Annotated in this window: 18 protein-coding genes and 1 riboswitch; of the genes, 9 read left to right on the top strand and 9 right to left on the bottom strand. The window is 63.4% G+C overall.

Annotated elements, in window-relative coordinates; translation table 11 throughout:
- The 9 genes from FJ867_RS12960 to gcvP all read left to right on the top strand — a co-directional run.
- Positions 1-411: zinc-binding dehydrogenase (locus tag FJ867_RS12960; RefSeq protein ID WP_140817558.1), on the top strand; the 411-nt coding region annotated here is incomplete at its 5' end.
- A gap of 65 nt (positions 412-476) precedes the next feature.
- The gene (gene gfa / locus FJ867_RS12955) at positions 477-1,046 is read left to right on the top strand and encodes an S-(hydroxymethyl)glutathione synthase (protein WP_140623439.1); all 570 of its coding nucleotides are present in this window, start codon (positions 477-479) and stop codon (positions 1,044-1,046) included.
- Between the two features lie 64 nt (positions 1,047-1,110).
- Complete coding sequence (locus tag FJ867_RS12950; RefSeq protein WP_140495857.1) at positions 1,111-1,578, top strand: YaiI/YqxD family protein; 468 nt, start codon at positions 1,111-1,113, stop codon at positions 1,576-1,578.
- A gap of 25 nt (positions 1,579-1,603) precedes the next feature.
- Positions 1,604-2,281: a DUF1345 domain-containing protein gene (locus FJ867_RS12945; RefSeq protein ID WP_140623435.1), complete on the top strand. Its 678-nt coding sequence runs from the start codon at positions 1,604-1,606 to the stop codon at positions 2,279-2,281.
- 116 nt (positions 2,282-2,397) lie between these two features.
- A complete protein-coding gene (locus FJ867_RS12940; protein WP_140729529.1) occupies positions 2,398-3,276 on the top strand; it encodes a cytochrome b/b6 domain-containing protein in 879 nt (292 codons plus the stop codon).
- A 1-nt stretch (position 3,277) separates the two neighbouring features.
- Positions 3,278-4,069, top strand: a complete 792-nt coding sequence (locus tag FJ867_RS12935) for a molybdopterin-binding protein (RefSeq protein WP_140817556.1) — start codon at positions 3,278-3,280, stop codon at positions 4,067-4,069.
- A 221-nt stretch (positions 4,070-4,290) separates the two neighbouring features.
- Positions 4,291-4,377, top strand: a riboswitch (glycine riboswitch).
- Between the two features lie 148 nt (positions 4,378-4,525).
- Complete coding sequence (gene gcvT / locus FJ867_RS12930) at positions 4,526-5,623, top strand: glycine cleavage system aminomethyltransferase GcvT (protein ID WP_140685943.1); 1,098 nt, start codon at positions 4,526-4,528, stop codon at positions 5,621-5,623.
- A gap of 7 nt (positions 5,624-5,630) precedes the next feature.
- A complete protein-coding gene (gcvH, locus tag FJ867_RS12925; protein ID WP_140495853.1) occupies positions 5,631-5,999 on the top strand; it encodes a glycine cleavage system protein GcvH in 369 nt (122 codons plus the stop codon).
- A 17-nt stretch (positions 6,000-6,016) separates the two neighbouring features.
- On the top strand, positions 6,017-8,827 hold the full coding sequence (gene gcvP / locus FJ867_RS12920; RefSeq protein WP_140685942.1) for an aminomethyl-transferring glycine dehydrogenase: 2,811 nt from the start codon (positions 6,017-6,019) through the stop codon (positions 8,825-8,827).
- 9 nt (positions 8,828-8,836) lie between these two features.
- Here the strand turns inward: gcvP and FJ867_RS12915 are convergent, their stop codons facing one another.
- From FJ867_RS12915 to FJ867_RS12875, 9 genes are all read right to left on the bottom strand, one after another.
- Complete coding sequence (locus FJ867_RS12915) at positions 8,837-10,012, bottom strand: diguanylate cyclase (RefSeq protein ID WP_140495851.1); 1,176 nt, start codon at positions 10,010-10,012, stop codon at positions 8,837-8,839.
- Positions 10,013-10,187: 175 nt separating this feature from the next.
- On the bottom strand, positions 10,188-10,658 hold the full coding sequence (locus tag FJ867_RS12910; protein WP_140623425.1) for a tetratricopeptide repeat protein: 471 nt from the start codon (positions 10,656-10,658) through the stop codon (positions 10,188-10,190).
- Between the two features lie 161 nt (positions 10,659-10,819).
- Positions 10,820-11,659: a hypothetical protein gene (locus FJ867_RS12905; RefSeq protein ID WP_246675041.1), complete on the bottom strand. Its 840-nt coding sequence runs from the start codon at positions 11,657-11,659 to the stop codon at positions 10,820-10,822.
- A 51-nt stretch (positions 11,660-11,710) separates the two neighbouring features.
- Positions 11,711-12,673 carry a type II secretion system F family protein gene (locus FJ867_RS12900; RefSeq protein WP_140648880.1) on the bottom strand — a complete coding sequence of 321 codons (963 nt, stop codon included), beginning with the start codon at positions 12,671-12,673 and terminating at the stop codon, positions 11,711-11,713.
- A 1-nt stretch (position 12,674) separates the two neighbouring features.
- Positions 12,675-13,640 (bottom strand): type II secretion system F family protein, encoded by a 966-nt coding sequence (locus FJ867_RS12895; protein WP_140648879.1) that lies wholly within the window; start codon positions 13,638-13,640, stop codon positions 12,675-12,677.
- 4 nt (positions 13,641-13,644) lie between these two features.
- Positions 13,645-15,066 (bottom strand): CpaF family protein, encoded by a 1,422-nt coding sequence (locus FJ867_RS12890; protein WP_140517029.1) that lies wholly within the window; start codon positions 15,064-15,066, stop codon positions 13,645-13,647.
- Positions 15,063-16,277, bottom strand: a complete 1,215-nt coding sequence (locus FJ867_RS12885) for a response regulator (protein WP_140517031.1) — start codon at positions 16,275-16,277, stop codon at positions 15,063-15,065. The genes FJ867_RS12890 and FJ867_RS12885 overlap by 4 nt, the downstream gene beginning before the upstream one ends.
- A 24-nt stretch (positions 16,278-16,301) precedes the next feature.
- Positions 16,302-16,571: a hypothetical protein gene (locus FJ867_RS12880; RefSeq protein ID WP_140520992.1), complete on the bottom strand. Its 270-nt coding sequence runs from the start codon at positions 16,569-16,571 to the stop codon at positions 16,302-16,304.
- Between the two features lie 4 nt (positions 16,572-16,575).
- Positions 16,576-17,955 carry a type II and III secretion system protein family protein gene (locus FJ867_RS12875; RefSeq protein ID WP_224680410.1) on the bottom strand — a complete coding sequence of 460 codons (1,380 nt, stop codon included), beginning with the start codon at positions 17,953-17,955 and terminating at the stop codon, positions 16,576-16,578.
- Between the last annotated feature and the right edge of the window lie 87 nt (positions 17,956-18,042).

Here is an 18,042-nt window from a genome sequence, read left to right as displayed (position 1 = left end):
GAGATCGACGGCGACATCGTTCCCCATCTCGTCAACATGACCAAGCGCGGCGCCGACCAGATCGGCGGCGCCGACTATACGTTCGACTGCACCGGCAACACCAAGGTGATGCGCCAGGCGCTGGAGGCTTCGCATCGCGGCTGGGGCAAGTCGGTGGTCATCGGTGTGGCGGGTGCCGGCCAGGAGATCTCGACGCGGCCCTTCCAGCTGGTCACCGGGCGGACCTGGATGGGCACCGCCTTCGGCGGCGCGCGCGGCCGCACCGACGTGCCCAGGATCGTCGACTGGTACATGGACGGCAAGATCGAGATCGACCCGATGATCACCCACACGCTGAAACTCGAGGACATCAACAAGGGTTTCGACCTCATGCATGAGGGCAAGTCGATCAGGAGTGTCGTGGTTTATTGAGGGCGGCCACACGCCGCGGGCAACGGGCCCGCGACCTCTGTGGTCAAAAATGGGAGGAGAAAAGCATGGCGGAAAAACTGCATCCGAAAATCGACAATGGTCTGCCCAGGGAGAGTGCGAGCTTTACCGGCGGCACGCTGGTCTGCGCCTGTACCAGCAATCCGGTCAAGGTGAAGGTCAAGGGCCAGATCGCCCACAACCACGCCTGCGGCTGCACCAAATGCTGGAAGCCCGAAGGGGCGGTGTTCTCGGTGGTGGCCGTAGCCAGCACCGGCGACGTCACCGTCACCGAGAACGGCGACAAGCTGAAGGTGGTGGACCCGAGCGCGTTGATCCAGCGCCATGCCTGCACCGGCTGCGGCGTCCACATGCATGGACCCGTCGAGCGCGACCATCCGTTCAAGGGCCTGTCCTTCATCCATCCCGAGCGCTTCGAGGAGGATGGCTGGTCGCCGCCGGGCTTTACCGCCTTTGTTTCTTCGATCATCGAATCCGGTGTCGACCCGAGCCGCATGGACGGCATTCGCGGCCAACTGAAATCGATCGGCCTCGAACCTTATGACTGCCTCAACCCCGGCCTGATGGACTATATCGCCACCTGGACCGCCAAGAGGTCGGGAGCGCTTCCGGCCTGACGACCATGAGATTTGAGGCATGGGGCCGGACGGGTTGCCGGCCCCATGCTCATTTGGAGAGACAATGCCCGCACCCGCCATCCTCGTCGACGCAGACGCTTGCCCGGTCAAAGCCGAAGTCGAAAAAGTTGCCGAGCGCCACGGCGTCGTCGTCACCTATGTTTCCAATGGCGGCCTGCGCCCCTCCCGCGACCCAATGATCCGCAATGTCGTCGTGTCCAAGGGTGCCGACGCCGCCGACGACTGGATCGTGGAAAACGCAAAACCCAACGACATCGTGGTGACCGCGGACATTCCACTGGCCGCACGCACGGTGGCGCTCGGGGCCCATGTATTGGGGCCGACCGGACGTCCCTTCACGCCGGAAACGATCGGCATGGCGGTGGCAATGCGCGACTTGAAGCAGCATCTGCGCGAGACCGGCGAAAGCAAGGGGTACAATGCCAGCTTCGCACCGCAGGACCGCTCGCGGTTTCTCGGCGAACTCGACCGCATCTTGCGGCGCGCTCTAAAATCCGCCACACCGCAGTAGAAGCCCAGCGCCATTCGGAACCATCATGGCCGCCGAAATCCCGTCCAGGACGCCCATGCACCGGCACATGCTGTTCGCGGTGTCGGCTTGTGTCGGCGTCTTTGCGCTTCTGGTGGCCTTGCTGCTTCACGCGCCGCTCGCTTATTCGATCGGGGCCAACGCCTTTTTTGCCGCCTATGTCACGCTGGTTGTCGCCCAGATGCCCAAATTCACCGGCACCTATCTCAGCAAGAATGCGCGCGACACCGACCAGCCTGTGCTGGTCATCTTCGCCGTCACGCTGGTCGTCGTCGGCGTTGCCATCGCCGCACTGTTCCAGTTGATCAACCAGAAAGGCAGTTCGAACGCGATGGAGCTCGGCTTCGCGCTGCTGTCAATTCCCCTAGGCTGGTTCACCATCCACGCCATGGCGGCATTGCACTATGCGCATGTGTACTGGATGGACGGCGACCTGGTCGATGCCGGAACGAAGAAGAAAATCCCGGTCGGCGGCTTGCTGTTCCCCGGCGACAAACGGCCGGAAGGCTGGGATTTTCTGTACTTCTCGACGGTCATCGGCATGACGGCGCAGACCGCCGACACCAACATCTCGACAACCCACATGCGCCGCGTCGTGCTTGTTCATTCGATCCTGTCGTTCTTCTTCAACACGGTCATCGTCGCCGCCGCCGTCAATCTCGCCGTCAGCCTGGGCGGCCCTTGAGCTTCGATCTGATATTTTCGTGATCGATGAAACATCGGCTTGGCTGGCGACGTATCAGGAGGAGAATGATGCAGACAGCGGCCGCGCCGGATGGAACGGCCAGGAAGCGAGACCAGATGGAATCGGTTGCCATGAACCAACCCGCCGCCAGCGCGGACAGTGACGCTACGAAGGCCACGACATTGATCTACCGGCAATCGGCCTGGACGCGGCTGACGCACTGGCTGTGGGCCATCTCGCTGTTCTTCATGCTGCTTTCCGGCCTCCAGATCTTCAACGCCCGTCCGCAGCTCTATCTTGGCAAGCAGTCCGGCTTCGACTACAACAACACCGTCTTCGCCATCGGCGCCGAGAACACGAATGCCGGGCCGCGCGGCTATACAGAAATCCTCGGTCACCGCTTCGACACCACCGGCGTGCTCGGCTGGTCCGGGCCGGCGGGACAAGAGACGCCCCGCGCCTTTCCATCCTGGGCGACCATCCCCTCCTATTACGATCTGGGCACGGCCCGCGTGGTGCATTTCTTCTTCGCCTGGGTGCTGACGACGACGCTGCTTGTGTGGCTGGTCGCCAGCCTGGTCAACGGCCACATCAGACGCGATCTCGCCCCTCGCCTGGACGATCTCAGGCGCCTGCCGCAGGATATCGCCAATCACGCCAGGTTGAAGTTCCACCACACGCGCGAATACAACACGCTGCAGAAAATGGCCTATGGCGGCGTGCTGTTCGTGCTGCTGCCGCTGATGATCCTCACCGGGCTCGCAATGTCGCCCAGCATGAACGCGGTGCTGCCGTTCCTCAACGACCTGCTCGGCGGCCGGCAGACTGCGCGCACCATCCATTTCACCGTCATGGTGCTGCTCGTCGGTTTCTTCATCATCCATATTCTGATGATCGTCGCCGCCGGCCCGATCAACGAACTGCGCTCGATCGTCACCGGATGGTATCGGACCGATCCGCCGCATGACGCAAAATCCTCCGAAAGGAGCGCCTGATATGGCAAAATTCGAGATCAACCGCAGGAAATTCCTGACCGCGGCCAGCCTTGGCCTTTCCGGTATCGCGCTTTCAGGCTGCGACGCCTTCGACAGCCAACTCGGCGTGGGCGGCGGGCTGCGCAGCTTCCTCGAAAATGCCAACGATCTCACACACCGCGCGCAACGTCTGCTCGCGGGCCGTGATTCGCTGGCGCCGGAATTTACTGAAGCCGATATCCGTCAGCCGATGCGCCCCAACGGGGTGACGTCACCCGACGACGATACCTACAAGACCCTGCTCGCCAACAACTTCGCCGACTGGCGGCTGGAGGTCTCGGGCCTGGTCGAAAAGCCGCTGTCGCTGACCCGCGAGCAGCTCATGAACATGCCGAGCCGAACGCAGATCACCCGCCATGACTGTGTCGAAGGCTGGAGCTGCATCGCCAAATGGACGGGCACGCCGCTCTCGCTGGTGCTCGACCAGGCGGTGGTCAAGCCGCAGGCGCGCTACGTCATGTTCCATTGCCTGGACACGATCGACCGCAGCCTTTCGGGCGACATCAAATATTACGGCAGCATCGACCTCATCGACGCCCGCCACCCGCAAACGATCCTGGCCTACGGCGTCAACGGCAAGCCGCTGCCGGTCGAGAACGGCGCGCCGCTGCGTGTCCGGGTCGAGCGCCAGCTCGGCTACAAGATGCCGAAATATCTCTACAAGATCGAGCTGGTCGACGGCTTCGCCGCCGTAGGAGCGGGACGTGGCGGTTATTGGGAAGACAACGGCTACGACTGGTATGGCGGGATCTGATCGCAATCGGCACGCTGCTACCGAGCCAGCATTGCCTAAGCGGCCTTGCCTCGTCGTCAAGAGCTGGGCCGGCCCGCACAGCCTCGCAATCCCAGTGATATCGGCCGTGTCTTGCCCAGCAAACAGCCTGGTTGGCGAAGACTGTCGGCAACACGTCGCCGGCAGGTGACAATCTGTCGTTGACGGGCTATGGATAACGAGTCGAGGGCTTTTGCGAGCCCTACCTGTTTGCGGGAGAGAGCAGCGAGAGCTGTCGCCGAAGGGGAAATCGCCCGAAATCTCTCAGGCAAAAGAACCGTAGACGGGAAAGACACTCTGGAAAGTCGGGGCCTGCCCCCGCGCCGAAGGTGTAAGCGCTGCCGACAGAGTTACGGGGCGCGAGTCTCTCAGGCTTCAGACAGAGGGGCACGGACTGGTCGCCATTCGCGACCGATTGCGTGCGACTCTGGAGAACACATGACGGGCGACACCAAACACCTTCCTCTCGAAGACGTCCACGCAGCTGCCGGTGCGCGCTTTGGCGCCTTTGCCGGCTGGTCGATGCCGCTGACCTACCCGGCCGGCGTCATGAAGGAGCATCTTCACACCCGCGAACATGCGGGCCTGTTCGACATCTCGCACATGAAACTGTTCAGGGTCAGCGGGCCGGGCGCGGTTCTCCTGCTCGACCGTGCCTGTCCGCTCGATGCGGGCGCGCTCGAAATCTCCCAGTCGAAGCTGACGTTTTTCCTGAACGAGGCCGCCGGCATCCTGGACGATCTGATCGTCACCCGGCTGGGCGATACCAACTTCATGGTCGTCGCCAATGCCGGCAACGCGATCGCCGACGAGAAGCATTTGCGCGAGCTTGCGACCGGCTTCGATGTCAAGGTCGAACCGCTCGACCGGGTCTTCCTCGCCATCCAGGGTCCCGAGGCCTGGGCGGCGCTTTCCCGCGCCGGTATCGAGACCGGGTCGCTGCTGTTCATGCATGGCATCGAACCGCGAAAGAACTGGTTCATGAGCCGGTCCGGCTACACCGGCGAGGACGGGTTTGAGATCGGCCTGCCTGAGGCAGACGCGCGCGGTCTCGTGGCGAAGCTGCTCGAAGACGAGCGCGTGCTGTGGATCGGCCTTGCCGCCCGTGACAGCCTGCGGCTGGAAGCCGGCCTCTGCCTGCACGGCCAGGACATCACCGCGCAAACCGATCCGGCAAGCGCGGCGCTGATGTGGGCCATCCCGACGGACATCCGCGCCAACGGCACGTTTATCGGCGCCGACGCGCTGCGCGCCGCCGTCGAGCGCGGCTCCGCTCAGAAGCGCGTCGGCCTGAGGCCGGATGCCCGCCAGCCAGTGCGCGCCGGCGCCACGCTCTTTGACGCCGACGGCAATCCCGCCGGCCACGTAACCTCGGGCGGTTTCGGCCCGTCTGCCGGCCATCCCGTCGCCATGGGTTATGTCCCGACGCCCTTGGCGAAACCCGGAACTCGGATTTTCGCCGACGTGCGCGGAACGAAGATTCCCGTCGACGTTTCTTCCCTGCCTTTCCTCCCGCATCGCTACCGCAAAGGATAATTTTCAGATGGCAAAGACCTATTTCACCGCCGATCACGAATGGCTCAGCGTCGAGGGCGGCATCGCCACCGTCGGCATCACCGACTACGCGCAGGAGCAGCTGGGCGACCTCGTCTTCGTCGAACTGCCCGAAACAGGCAAGAAGCTCGCCAAGGGCGACACCGCCGTCGTGGTCGAATCCGTCAAGGCGGCCTCCGACGTCTACGCGCCGGTCGACGGCGAGATCACCGAGGCCAACGCAACGCTGTCGTCCGATCCGTCGCTGGTCAATTCGGCGGCGACCGGCGCCGGATGGCTGTGGAAAATGAAGCTTGCCGACGAAAGCCAGCTCGCCAGCCTCATGGATGAGGCCGCCTACAAAGCCCATATCGGCTGAAATCAGGACGCATTGACATGACCGCAGCACCCTACCCCTTCTCGGCCCGCCATATCGGACCCGGCATTGCCGATGTGAGAGCCATGCTGGCCGTCATCGGCGTGCCCTCAGTGGAGACGTTAATCAGCCAGGCCGTGCCGAGATCGATCCGCCTCGACCAGCCGCTGTCCCTGCCCGCGCCGGCCAGCGAAGCCGAAGCGCTGGCCGAATTGTCGGCGACCATGGCCCGGAATACGGTTCTGAAGAGCTTCATCGGCGCCGGATATCACGGCGTGCACGTGCCGCCGGTCATCCAGCGCAACCTGTTCGAGAACCCGGCCTGGTACACGGCCTATACGCCCTACCAGGCGGAGATCAGCCAGGGCCGCCTGGAAATGCTGTTCAATTTCCAGACGTTGGTTGCGGAACTGACCGGCCTGCCTGTGGCATCGGCTTCGTTGCTCGACGAAGCGACAGCGGTCGCCGAAGCGATCGGCATCGCATTGCGCCATCACCGCGACAAGCGCACCAAGGTGGCTCTCGCCGGCACGCCGCACCCGCAGACGCTGGATGTGGCGCGCACCCGCGCCGAGCCGCTCGGCATCGAGATCGACGGCGAGACGATCGACGACAACACAGCCGCCCTGCTCGTCTCCTGGCCGGACACTTTCGGCGTCTATGGTGATCACAAGGCGGCCATCGAAAAGGCGCGCGCGGCCGGCGCTCTGGTCGTCTTCATCGCCGACCCGCTCGGCCTGACACTGACCGACACGCCGGCAAGGCTCGGCGCCGACATTGCCGTCGGTCCAATGCAGCGCTTTGGCGTGCCGATGGGCTTTGGAGGCCCGCACGCCGCCTACTGCGCGGTTGCCGACAAGTTGACCCGATTGATGCCCGGCCGCCTGGTCGGCCAGTCGACCGACAGCAAGGGCCGTCCAGGCTACAGGCTTGCCCTACAGACGCGCGAGCAGCACATCCGCCGCGACAAGGCAACGTCCAACATCTGCACCGCCCAGGCGCTGCTTGCCAACATGGCGACAGCCTACGCCATCTGGCACGGCCCCGCCGGCCTTCAGGCAATCGCCGGGCGCATCCACGCGCTGGCCAGCCGCCTGGCAGCCGGGCTCAAGGCGGCAGGCTTGCCGGTGATCGGCACGAGCCGCTTCGACACGGTGACGGTGGAGACGAAGGGAAAGGCCGCGCAGATTGCCGCCGCCGCCGAAAAGGGCGGCCGGCTTCTGCGCGTCATCGATGCCGACCGTGTCGGCATCGCCTTCGACGAGACCTCTGACGAAACCGACCTGGAAGCCATTGCCGCCTTGTTTGGGGCCAAGCCAAGCGCGGAGGCCGCCGCCACCACGCCCGGCAAGCCGCGCGGCAAGGAGTTTCTCACCCAGCCCGTCTTCCACGAGAACAAGTCGGAAACCGAGATGATGCGCTTCCTGCGCCGGCTGGCCGACAAGGACCTGGCCCTCGACCGCGCGATGATCCCGCTGGGGTCCTGCACCATGAAGCTCAATGCCGCGGCCGAGATGATGCCTGTGAGTTGGCCTGAAATCGCCAACATGCATCCCTTCGCGCCGGCCGCGCACTCGGCAGGCTACCGCGCCATGATCGACGATCTGGAAGGCTGGCTTTCGGAGATTACCGGCTTCGATGCGGTAAGCCTCCAGCCCAACGCCGGCAGCCAGGGCGAATATGCCGGATTGCTGGCCATCCGCGCCTATCACCGCTCGCGCGGCGAGGGCCATCGCACGGTCTGTCTGATCCCGTCCTCCGCGCACGGCACCAATCCGGCGAGCGCGGCGATGGCCGGCATGAGCGTGGTCGTCGTTCGCTGCCTGGAGGACGGCAATATCGACATGGACGACATGAGGGCCAAGGCCAACGAGCATTCCAGGAATCTCGCGGCGCTGATGTTCACCTATCCCTCGACGCATGGCGTCTATGAAGAGGGCGCGCGACATCTCTGCGCCCTCATCCATGAGCATGGCGGCCAGGTCTATTTCGACGGCGCCAACCTCAACGCTCTGGTCGGCCTCGCCCGCCCGGGCGACATCGGCGCCGACGTCTGCCACATGAACCTGCACAAGACCTTCTGCATCCCCCATGGCGGCGGCGGCCCGGGTGTCGGCCCGATCGGCGTCAGGGCGCATCTGAAGCCCTATCTGCCGGGCCATGTCACCGAAGGCTCCGCGCATGCCGTGGCCGCAGCCCCTTTCGGCAGCGCCTCCATCCTGCCCATCACCTGGATGTACATCCGCATGATGGGCGCTTCCGGCCTGAAGCAGGCGACCGAGACGGCGATCGTTTCGGCCAACTACGTCGCGACGCGGCTCGCCCCACACTTCCCGCTCCTTTACAAGGGCAGGAGCGACCGCGTTGCCCATGAGTGCATCCTCGACACCCGCGTGCTCAAGGAGAGCGCCGGCATCAGTGTCGAGGACATCGCCAAACGGTTGATCGACTACGGTTTCCATGCGCCGACCATGTCCTTCCCGGTCGCCGGCACGCTGATGGTGGAGCCGACCGAATCCGAGCCCAAGCGCGAGCTCGACCGCTTCTGCGAGGCGATGATCGCCATCGCGGGCGAAGCGGCCAAGGTTGCGAGGGGCGAGTGGCCCCTGGCTGACAATCCGCTGGTCAATGCGCCGCACACCGCCGCGGAGGCGCTGGCCGGCCAGTGGAGCCATCCCTATTCGCGCCTGGAAGCGGCCTACCCCGCCGGAGACGCCGACATGGCGGCGAAATACTGGCCGCCGGTATCGCGCATCGACAATGTCGCCGGCGACCGCAACCTGGTCTGTTCATGCCCGCCGCTGTCGGACTATTTGGGCGCGGCCGAATAGTCTCGCAAACTATGCTGAGCGCAAGGCCGGCTTGATCGGCTCGGCCTTGCCCATCCTTTTGTGGCTGACGACGCAATTGCGGCCCGCGCGCTTGGCGGCATAGAGCGCTGCGTCCGCCTCGGCCAGCACCTCGCCGAGGCTGTTGCCGTTGGCGCCGCCAAAGCCGATGCCTCCGCTGACAGTGCTGCGCAAGGGACCGTGGGAGGTCGCAACGATCTCGGTGCCGAAGGCGACGCCGATCTTGCTTGCGAGCTCGTAAGCCCTCTCTTCGGTCACCCGGGACATGACGATCGCGAATTCCTCGCCGCCGAGACGAAAGGCGTCGACGCCCGTTCTGGCATATTTTCTGATGACTGCGGCGAAGCGGCACAGAACCTGATCCCCCACCGGGTGACCATAGATGTCGTTCGTCTTCTTGAAATGATCGAGGTCGAACATGACGACAGCCATGAACGGACCGAAGGCCCGTTCGCCATGGAGCGACATCAATCCCCGGCGGTTCATCAGCCCGGTCAACGGATCGGTCATCGTCTCGGCCTTCAGCTCGATCTGCGCCTGCAGGTGATGCAGGGAAAGCGTCAATGCGCCGAGACCGGTCATGCAGGCCACGGCCACGACCGAATTCAGGCGTTCGGCCCAGTTATCGGGGGCTGCCCCGAGCGTCCATTGCCCCTTGGCCACCAGGACGACCGCGCAAAGTGCAAACGACACCGCACAGGTGCCGCCTAGGAACGAAACCACCAGCAGGATTTTGCGATCATGACTGCCGTTGAGCCAGAACATGGTTCCGATCGCCGAGAGCAGCACAGTCACCGTTACATAGGTAACGATGAAGCCTACCCCGTCGAGACCGAGGGAAGTCACCGCCGCGCAGATCGTCATGGCGGCCAATGTCGGCAAAATGGCACGCCGGTAATCCGGCACGCCGAGATACTGCATGGCCGAGAGGCAGATGACCAGGAAACCGAGGCTGAGCAATGCAAGCGCGACCTGGCAAAGCAGCGGATCAGGCTCCTTCGTGTATCGCCAGAACAGGATGACATGCACAACGAGCACGAGAATGCCGCACCCCACCGTCAGCACGAAGCTGGCCCGGGGCGCGGCGAACCAGATCGCGAACATGGTGATGCTGAGGCAGATGCCCGACAGCGCGGCTGCGAGCAGGAGCGAACTGAAATCCAGCATATTGGGCGGGGGTTCCCTGAGCGTCGGCCTTACCGCTGCATTCTAGGTCAACGACAGCCATCAGACATGATTTTCAACTGATCTTCCGGCTGAGACCTTCGGATAGAGTTTACAAAGCGTCGACGCCGAGTGTCCCAAAATCGTCCTCGCGACGATCGTGGCCACCAGACAGCCGTCAGCCCTTGTTCAGGAGGGCAAGATTGGCATCGACGACCGTGGGGTCGGCCATGCCGGCCTTGGCTTCGAGCAGCAGCGCCCTTGCCTTTTTCCTGTTGCCGCGCAGCAATTGCGAATAGCCCATATTGTTGACGATCTGCGGCTTGCGCCCGGCGACCTTGAGCAACTGATCGTAGGCACGATCGGCGAAGTCGAAGCGGCCGAGTTCGTCATAGGAAGCGGCGAGGCCCATCCAGGCTTCCGGATTGTCGGCCTTCAACTCGACGGCCTTGCGGAAATGCTGTTCGGCAAGACCGTAATTCGCGTCGCGAAATTGCGCCTTGCCTTCCGCCAGATCGGATGTGCTGACGTCCTTCGCGGCCGGTTGAATGCCGGTGGTTTTGGTGGTGTCGACGCCACTCGTCGTACAACCAGACATCATCAAGACGGCCGCCATCGCGGCCATTGCCGTGAAATTACTGTGACGCATGCCCCTGCCCCATCGCCCGGTTTTTGCCGGGTCGTTCTTCAGGAAACACACTATACCGAAGCAATTAAACTTAGGTGCCGAAACGCCGCCAAAATTAGGCCTTGGGTACACCACCTATTAACCACCAGGCCGCAACGCCTCAGCCATGGCCAGCGGCGTTCTCACGGTTCCAGGGCCTTGAGCCCCGCCGGAACCGTATACCGGCTACCGTCATAGCGCAGCCGGTAGGTTTGGCTCACGGACTTGCCGGGATGGGACTGGCACTCGCCATTGTTGTCGGGCAACGGATTGTCGGTGTCCATCCGTTCGACCACCACCATGTCGTGGTAGCCATGATGTTTGGCCGGGCTCATCGCCAGGCTCACCTGACTGGTATGGAAGGATCCGGCGCAATTGGTATCGCCCTCGCCGCCATTGCTGGCCACGACCAGGCCATCGAGAACCATCCGCAGGGCATCGTTGTCGATGGCATAGAGCCGCAGGTCGATTTCACTGAAAGGGTTAGGCAGCGAATTGTTCGCCATTTCGATGCGCAGGCCGAAGGCGGAGACATCGGGCGCCAGCGCATACCGGCCGGTATCGAGTTCGACCTTGCGGATGGCGATGGCATCATCATTCATCAGCCCGGGCTGCAGCAGGCGCTGGCGCACCTGCCGGCTCTTCCTGTCGATGACCAGAAGCTCGATATCGCCGGCATGCGCGTAGTCGCTGGGTTGCGAGCTGTCCATCAGCGGCACCGCGACCAACAGCAGGTCGTCATGGGCGGGCCATATCTTGCAGACCAGCCCCGGCGGGTCGCCAAATGCAGACGTCAGGGCGATGCTGGTGTAGGGTTCGAGCGTGAACGAGGCACCGTCAGCGCTTTTGCGGGCGTTGGGATAGGCCTGCTGCACCAGGGCAGCGGCATCGCCGCAATCATCGGCCGCAGCCCAGGCGGGCGACAGACTGGCCCCGGCAAGGCCGAGGACGAGCAACAGCATTCGCATGGACTTCTCACTCATTTACGGACTTCGCAGGTCGCTCAGGCCGGCCTCACTGAATATCAGCAAATCCTAGTGGCCGGTCATTTTGACGATGATCGGAATGACCGCGATCATCAGCACCACCGGCAGGATGCAAACCACGACCGGCACCGACATCTTGGCCGGCAAGGCATGCGCCTTTTCCTCGGCCAGCGACATGCGCTTGTGGCGCATCTCGTCGGAAAAGACGCGCAGCGCCCCCGACAGGCTGGTGCCAAGCTCCTTGGACTGTTGCAGCAGCGTGGCGAAGGAGCGCACCTCGTCCAGGCTCAGGCGATCGGCGAGCGCCTTCAGTGCATCGTCGAGGCCGCGCCCGGCCCGCAACTCCAGCGACACGAGCTGCAGGTTCTGGCTGAGCGACGGGTAGGTCTTTGCGAGTTCCTTCGAGACGCGCTCGACGCCCGCTTCCATGCTCATGCCGGCATCCGAACAGACGATCATCAGGTCCATGAAATCGGGGAAGCCGTTGCGGTATTCGCGCATCTTTTCCCGTATCTTCTGGGTCAGCACCAGCCCTGGCAGGAAATAGCCGGCCACGCCCGACAACACGACGAAGGCCCAGCGGCTGGTCACCGTGGCGTCGGGACTGGCCATCCAGCGGTTGAGCACGAAGACGGCGAGCGCGATGCCCACCATCGCCGTGAAACGGATGAGGAAGAACATGCCGACGGCGCGCGGCTCCATGTAGCCCGCCTGGATGAGTTTCAAGCGCAGGCGGGCGACATTTTCCGGATCGCTCTTGGCGTAGAACTCCTGCGCCTTCTTCACCGCCTTCTCGCGAACGACACCGGTATTCTTCTTCTGGGCCGGTTCCGGCCTGGCGGCCACTGGACCCTCGTCGACCTTGAGTCTGCGCCTGACTTCGTTGCGATCGCCCTTTGCCACCACCATCGGCCAGGCAAAAGCGGCAGCGCCCACGGCCAGCAGCAGGACAGCCACCGGCATCAGCGAGGTCGGCGCGAGCGAGGCGAGGAATTCGACGACCTTCTGCATGTCAGAATTTGAAGTTCGACATTTTGAACATGATCAGATTGCCCAGCATCAGCCAGGTGACCGAGCCACCAACCATGTACCACGTCTTAGGCACGCCCCAGACGTCGCTGTAATACCCAGGCATGAATGCCATGATGGTCGTGAACAGCAGCGCCGGCACGGCCGTCAGGATATAGGCCGACAGACGGCCTTCGGTTGAAATGGCGCGCACCTTGCGGCGCAGCTTGCCGCGTTCGCGGATCGTCGTCGACAGTCCGTCGAGGATTTCGCGCAGATTGCCGCCAGAACTCGTCTGGATCGACACGGCGGTGACGAACAGCGGCAGATCCTCATGGCCGACCCTGTCGAACAGCGAATTCAGCGCCGAAACCAGATCCGAACCAAAGGTCACCTCATCGGCAATCACGCCGAACTCGGTGCCGATCGGGTCGGGCATTTCGCGCGACACCATGGCGATGGCCACCGGTACCGGATGGCCGGCCTTGAGGCCGCGCGTAATCAGTTCCAGCGCTTCCGGCAACTGCATGCCGAACCGCTTCAGCCTGCGCTTGCGCATGGAGCGCATCGCCATCACCGGCAGCACCGGCACCACGACGACAAACAGAATGGCGCCCATCAGCAGCGGCAAGCCATACCAGATGGCGACAAGGGCCGCTGCCAACGCCATCCCCGAAGTGATCATCAGGAACTTCGAAAGCGGCATGATCATGCCCGACTGAGCGCGCAGCGCGCGAAAACGGTCAGGCGAGAACAGCGACGTGCCCGCATCGAGACCACGCTCCTTACGCAATTGGATCAGCACCTGTTCCTGACTGATCCTGTTTTCCTGCAGCTTCATGCGCCGGTTTATGGCGGTGCGCCTGTCGCTGCGGCCGGCATAGAGCAGGTAAACGGCCTCGGCGATCATGATGCCGGTCAATGCAGCCCCGGCATAGACGACATAGATCGCGCTGAACCCATCCAACACCTGGTTACTCCTGCGGCCGGCCGGGTTCGAAATAACGCCCGGGAAACTCGATGCCCATGGCGCGAAGATCCTCCAGGAAGCGCGGCCGGATCCCGGTCGCTTCGAAATGGCCGAGGATCGTGCCATCGGCGTCCATGCCGGTGCGCACGAAGCGGAAGATCTCCTGCATCTGGATGACGTCGCCTTCCATGCCCGTCACCTCGGCGACGCTCGTCACCTTGCGCTTGCCGTCGGAGAGCCGGGTCAACTGGACGATGATGTCGATGGCGCTGGCGATCTGGCTGCGGATCGACTGCACCGTCATCGGCATGCCGGTCATGCCCAGCATCTGCTCGAGCCGCGAAATGGCATCGCGCGGCGTATTGGCGTGAATGGTGGCCATCGACCCTTCATGGCCGGTGTTCATGGCCTGCAACATGTCGAAGGCCTCCTCGCCGCGGCACTCGCCGAGGATGACGCGATCAGGCCGCATGCGCAGCGCGTTCTTGACGAGGTCGCGCTGCTTGAGCTCGCCATGGCCTTCGATGTTGGCCGGCCGGGTTTCCATGCGCGCGACATGCGGCTGCTGCAACTGAAGCTCCGCCGCGTCCTCGATGGTGATCAGCCGCTCGTCCTCGGGAATGAAGGCCGACAGCGCGTTGAGCATGGTCGTCTTGCCGGTACCGGTGCCGCCCGAAATGATCGTCGTCTTGCGGGCATGTACTGCCGCAGCAAGCACTTCGGCCATGTTCTGGGTGATGGCGCCGAATTCGACCAGCCGGTGCAGGCCGAGCTTGTTCTTGGAAAATTTGCGGATCGACACCAGCGGCCCGTCGACCGCGACCGGGCGGATGGCGGCGTTGAAACGCGAGCCGTCCAGCATGCGGGCGTCGACCATCGGCTGCGATTCATCGACGCGGCGGCCGACCGCGGCAACGATTTTGTTTATGATTCTAAGCAGATGCGCCTCATCCTTGAACGGGATGTGGACCTGCTGCAGCTTGCCCTTCTTTTCGACGAAGCAGTTCTGATGGCCGTTGATCAGGATATCGTTGATATCGGGGTCCTTGAGCAGCGGCTCGAGCGGGCCGAGCCCGACCATCTCGTCGACGATGTCGTCGACCAGGGCATCGAGTTCGACGGTGTTGATCGCCATCCGCTCTTCGCGCGTCTTTTCCGACACGAAATCATGCACCTGCCGGCGCATCTCGTCCCTGGGCAGCCGCTCCAGCGCGACAAGATTGATCTCCTCGAGCAGCAACCGGTGGATGCGCACGCGCGCATCGAGCACCTTGTTGGCACTCTTGCCCGGCACGGCTTCGGCTTTCGCCGGCAAGACCTTCCGGCTCGTCGGGATGACGACCGCGTGGTGCGCAACCGCCGTCGGCTCGGCGGAGCGCTGGGGACGCGCATCGCGGTTCTGCAAGGTGGAAAAGCGGCTGCTCATCCGGCCTTCCTCTTCAAAAGGCTCTTGCCGAAGCCGAACAGCGATTTCGATTTGCCCGGCGCCGCCGCCACTTCCTCCGGAAGGATGATCCTCTTGAGGTCGTTGACGACGTTGGCATTGGCATCGATCTCGTGCAGCGGCACGCCGCGATCGACGGCCTCGCGCACCAGCCGGTAATTGTTGGCGATGCCGCCGACGAAATGCTCGCCGAGGATTTCCTGGACGTCCGCCTGCTTGATGCCGCTGTCAAACATCTTCTGCTCGAAACGGTTGACGATGACGTTCGGCTTCACTTCCTTGCCGGCGGTCTCGTAGACCGCCTGGATCAGGCGTTGCGTGTGGCGCAGGCACGGTACCGTCATTTCGGCGACGATGTAGAGCTTGTTGGAGCCGAGCAGCACCGTCTCCGTCCACGGAAACCAGGTGCGCGGCATGTCGATGACGACATTGTCGAAATAGGCCGAGACGAGGTCCAGCATCCGCACCACGACATCGGTCTTGAACGAGCGCATCTCCGCCGGCTGCGTCGGTGCGGCCAGAACACAAAGTCCGCTGGCATGCTTCGACAGCATCACGTCGAGCAATTGCCTGTCGAGACGCTCCGGCTGGTTCTCGATTTCGGTGATGTCGAAACGTGGCTCCAGGTCGAGATATTCGGCGCAGGCGCCCTGCTGGAAATTGAGGTCCACCACGCAGGTCGAGGCGCCGCGCGTCACTGAATGATGCAGTTGGAACGCGGTCTGCAAAGCCAGCGTCGTGGTGCCGACGCCGCCTGCCGCGGGCATGAAGGTATAGATCTGCGACTCGGTGTTTTCCTCGCGCCCCGGCCCTTGCAGCGCACGCACCACCGAACGCACGAGATCGGCCGTGGTGATCGGCTTGACCAGGAAATCCGCGACCTTGAGCTGCACGAGGATGCGCGCGGCGGCGGCGTTGAACTCCTGGGTGACGACCACGACCGGCGCCTTGCCTTCCAGCCGGCGCATGACGCGTTGCAGCGCATCGATCTCCTCAAGCTTCGCTGCGTCCATATCGACGATGATCGCCCCGAGATCGGCCTCCTGGACCTCGCCGCGAAGTTCGGTGATATTCTTGTCCACCGTCGAGAGCTGGATGATCTCCGAGGCGGCAAACGCCGTCCGGGTGTCCTGCGCGAAGGTTCTGTCCGTCGATATGAGCAGGATTTTCCTGATCTTGATGCCGTTTGCCATTACTTGTCAGCCTGTGATCTCGGATCAATTGTCGGCGCTGGCTTGCGATGCCTTGGCGCTGGCCGCCTGCTCGGCGGTGGCGGGTTCCGTGCTGCCGCGCTGGGCAGGCACGAGAAGCCTGGTGTTCTGGACGCCGTATTTCCAGGGATCGACCATCTGCATGACGGTGTTGGCGGCCTGGGCCTCCCCGGCGCCGCTGGTCACGCCTTCGCTGCGCACATAGTCGTCACTCGTGCATCCGGCGGTGAAGCCGGCAAGCAGCAAGGCGACGCTCGAGCTCAAGGCCAGACGCATGGCTTCAGTCCTTCGGCAGGTCGAGGAAATGCCCGACTTTGGTGGCGGGAGCGGCACGCGCGGCGCTGCCGTCAGCCAGCGCCAGCGCGCGATTGGTATCCGACGCCCTCACCTCCTCGGTGTTGTTGAGAAAATAGTCGACATTGCTGGCAGGCTGCGTGCCATCGGTCGGCTCGGCCATTTTCTTCGATGGATCCACCGGCTTGACCAGGTAAGGCGTGACGATGATCACCAGGTCCGTCTCGCGCCGCTGGTAGGATTTCGACGAGAACAGGGCCCCGAGCACAGGCATCTTGCCGAGGCCCGGTATGCGCGAGGTGGTGATGTCGTTCTGCGACTGCAGCAGCCCCGCGATCATGAAGCTCTGGCCGTTCTTCAGGTCGACCGACGTCCTGGCGCGGCGCACGATGAAGCCGGGCACCGAGATGCTGCCGATATTGTAGGAAGCCGACGCGTCGATCGAGGAGACTTCCGGCGCGATATCGAGGCTGACCAGCCCGTCCTTCAGAACGGTGGGCGTGAAATCCAGGCTGACGCCGTACTTCTTGTAGCTGACGGAAATCTTGCCGTTGTCTTCGGAAACCGGGATCGGAAACTCGCCGCCGGCCAGGAAGCTCGCCGTCTCGCCGGACCGGGCGATCAGGTTCGGCTCGGCCAGCCGACGAGCCAGGCCGCGCTCTTCCAGTGCCTTGATGGCGATGTCGATGGAAACGCCGTTCGACAGCAGCTTGCCGATGATCTCGCCGGTCCCCGCCGGCTCAATGGTGCCGGGAGCAATCGTAACGTCGCGTCCGCCCATGCCATAAGCGAAATTGGCACTGTATTTGGCGCCGAGATCCTGCCCCGCCTGGCGGTTGATCTCGACGAAGCGAACATTGAGCTGGACCTGCTGTGAGGACGAGATGTTGACCGAATTGATCACCTCCTCATTGCCGGAGAAGCGGGTAGCGATCTTGTTTGCCTTTTCGGCGGCGACCGCGTCATCCGCCTCGCCCGACAGCACGACGCGGCCATTGGCGGAGCCGACCTTGATCTTGGCGTCCGGCACGCTGGCGCGGATCGTGTCGGCCAACTGGTCGGTATCGAGCGTCACTTCGATGTCGACGGTGCCGACGAGCTGCTTGTTCTCGTCGAACAGGGCAATGCCAGTGGTGCCGAGATTGTTGCCCAGCACATAGAAGGATCTGTCGGTCAGCGGGTTGACGTTGGCGATCTCCGGATCGCCGATGACGATCTGGTAGAAAGCCGCGCTCGTCATGATCGTCTTTGGCTTGCCCTTGGCGACCTTGATCGAGGCGTTCTTGGTCGCCGAGACATAGACGATGTCGTTATCCGCCCTGGCCGGGCCGGCGAAGATGCAGGCCGACGCCATCGTCACCGCCATCGCCACGGCCCGCGCGACGTGCAACCGGCCTGTCATTCGATATTGAAGTTGCCTCAACATTGTTCCCGTCCCGTCCGGTCCCCACCG

Source organism: Mesorhizobium sp. B2-5-3 (assembly GCF_006441005.1).
GTDB lineage: Bacteria > Pseudomonadota > Alphaproteobacteria > Rhizobiales > Rhizobiaceae > Mesorhizobium.
Note: the sequence above shows the minus strand (reverse complement) of the source record. Positions and strands in the feature narration are given on the sequence as shown.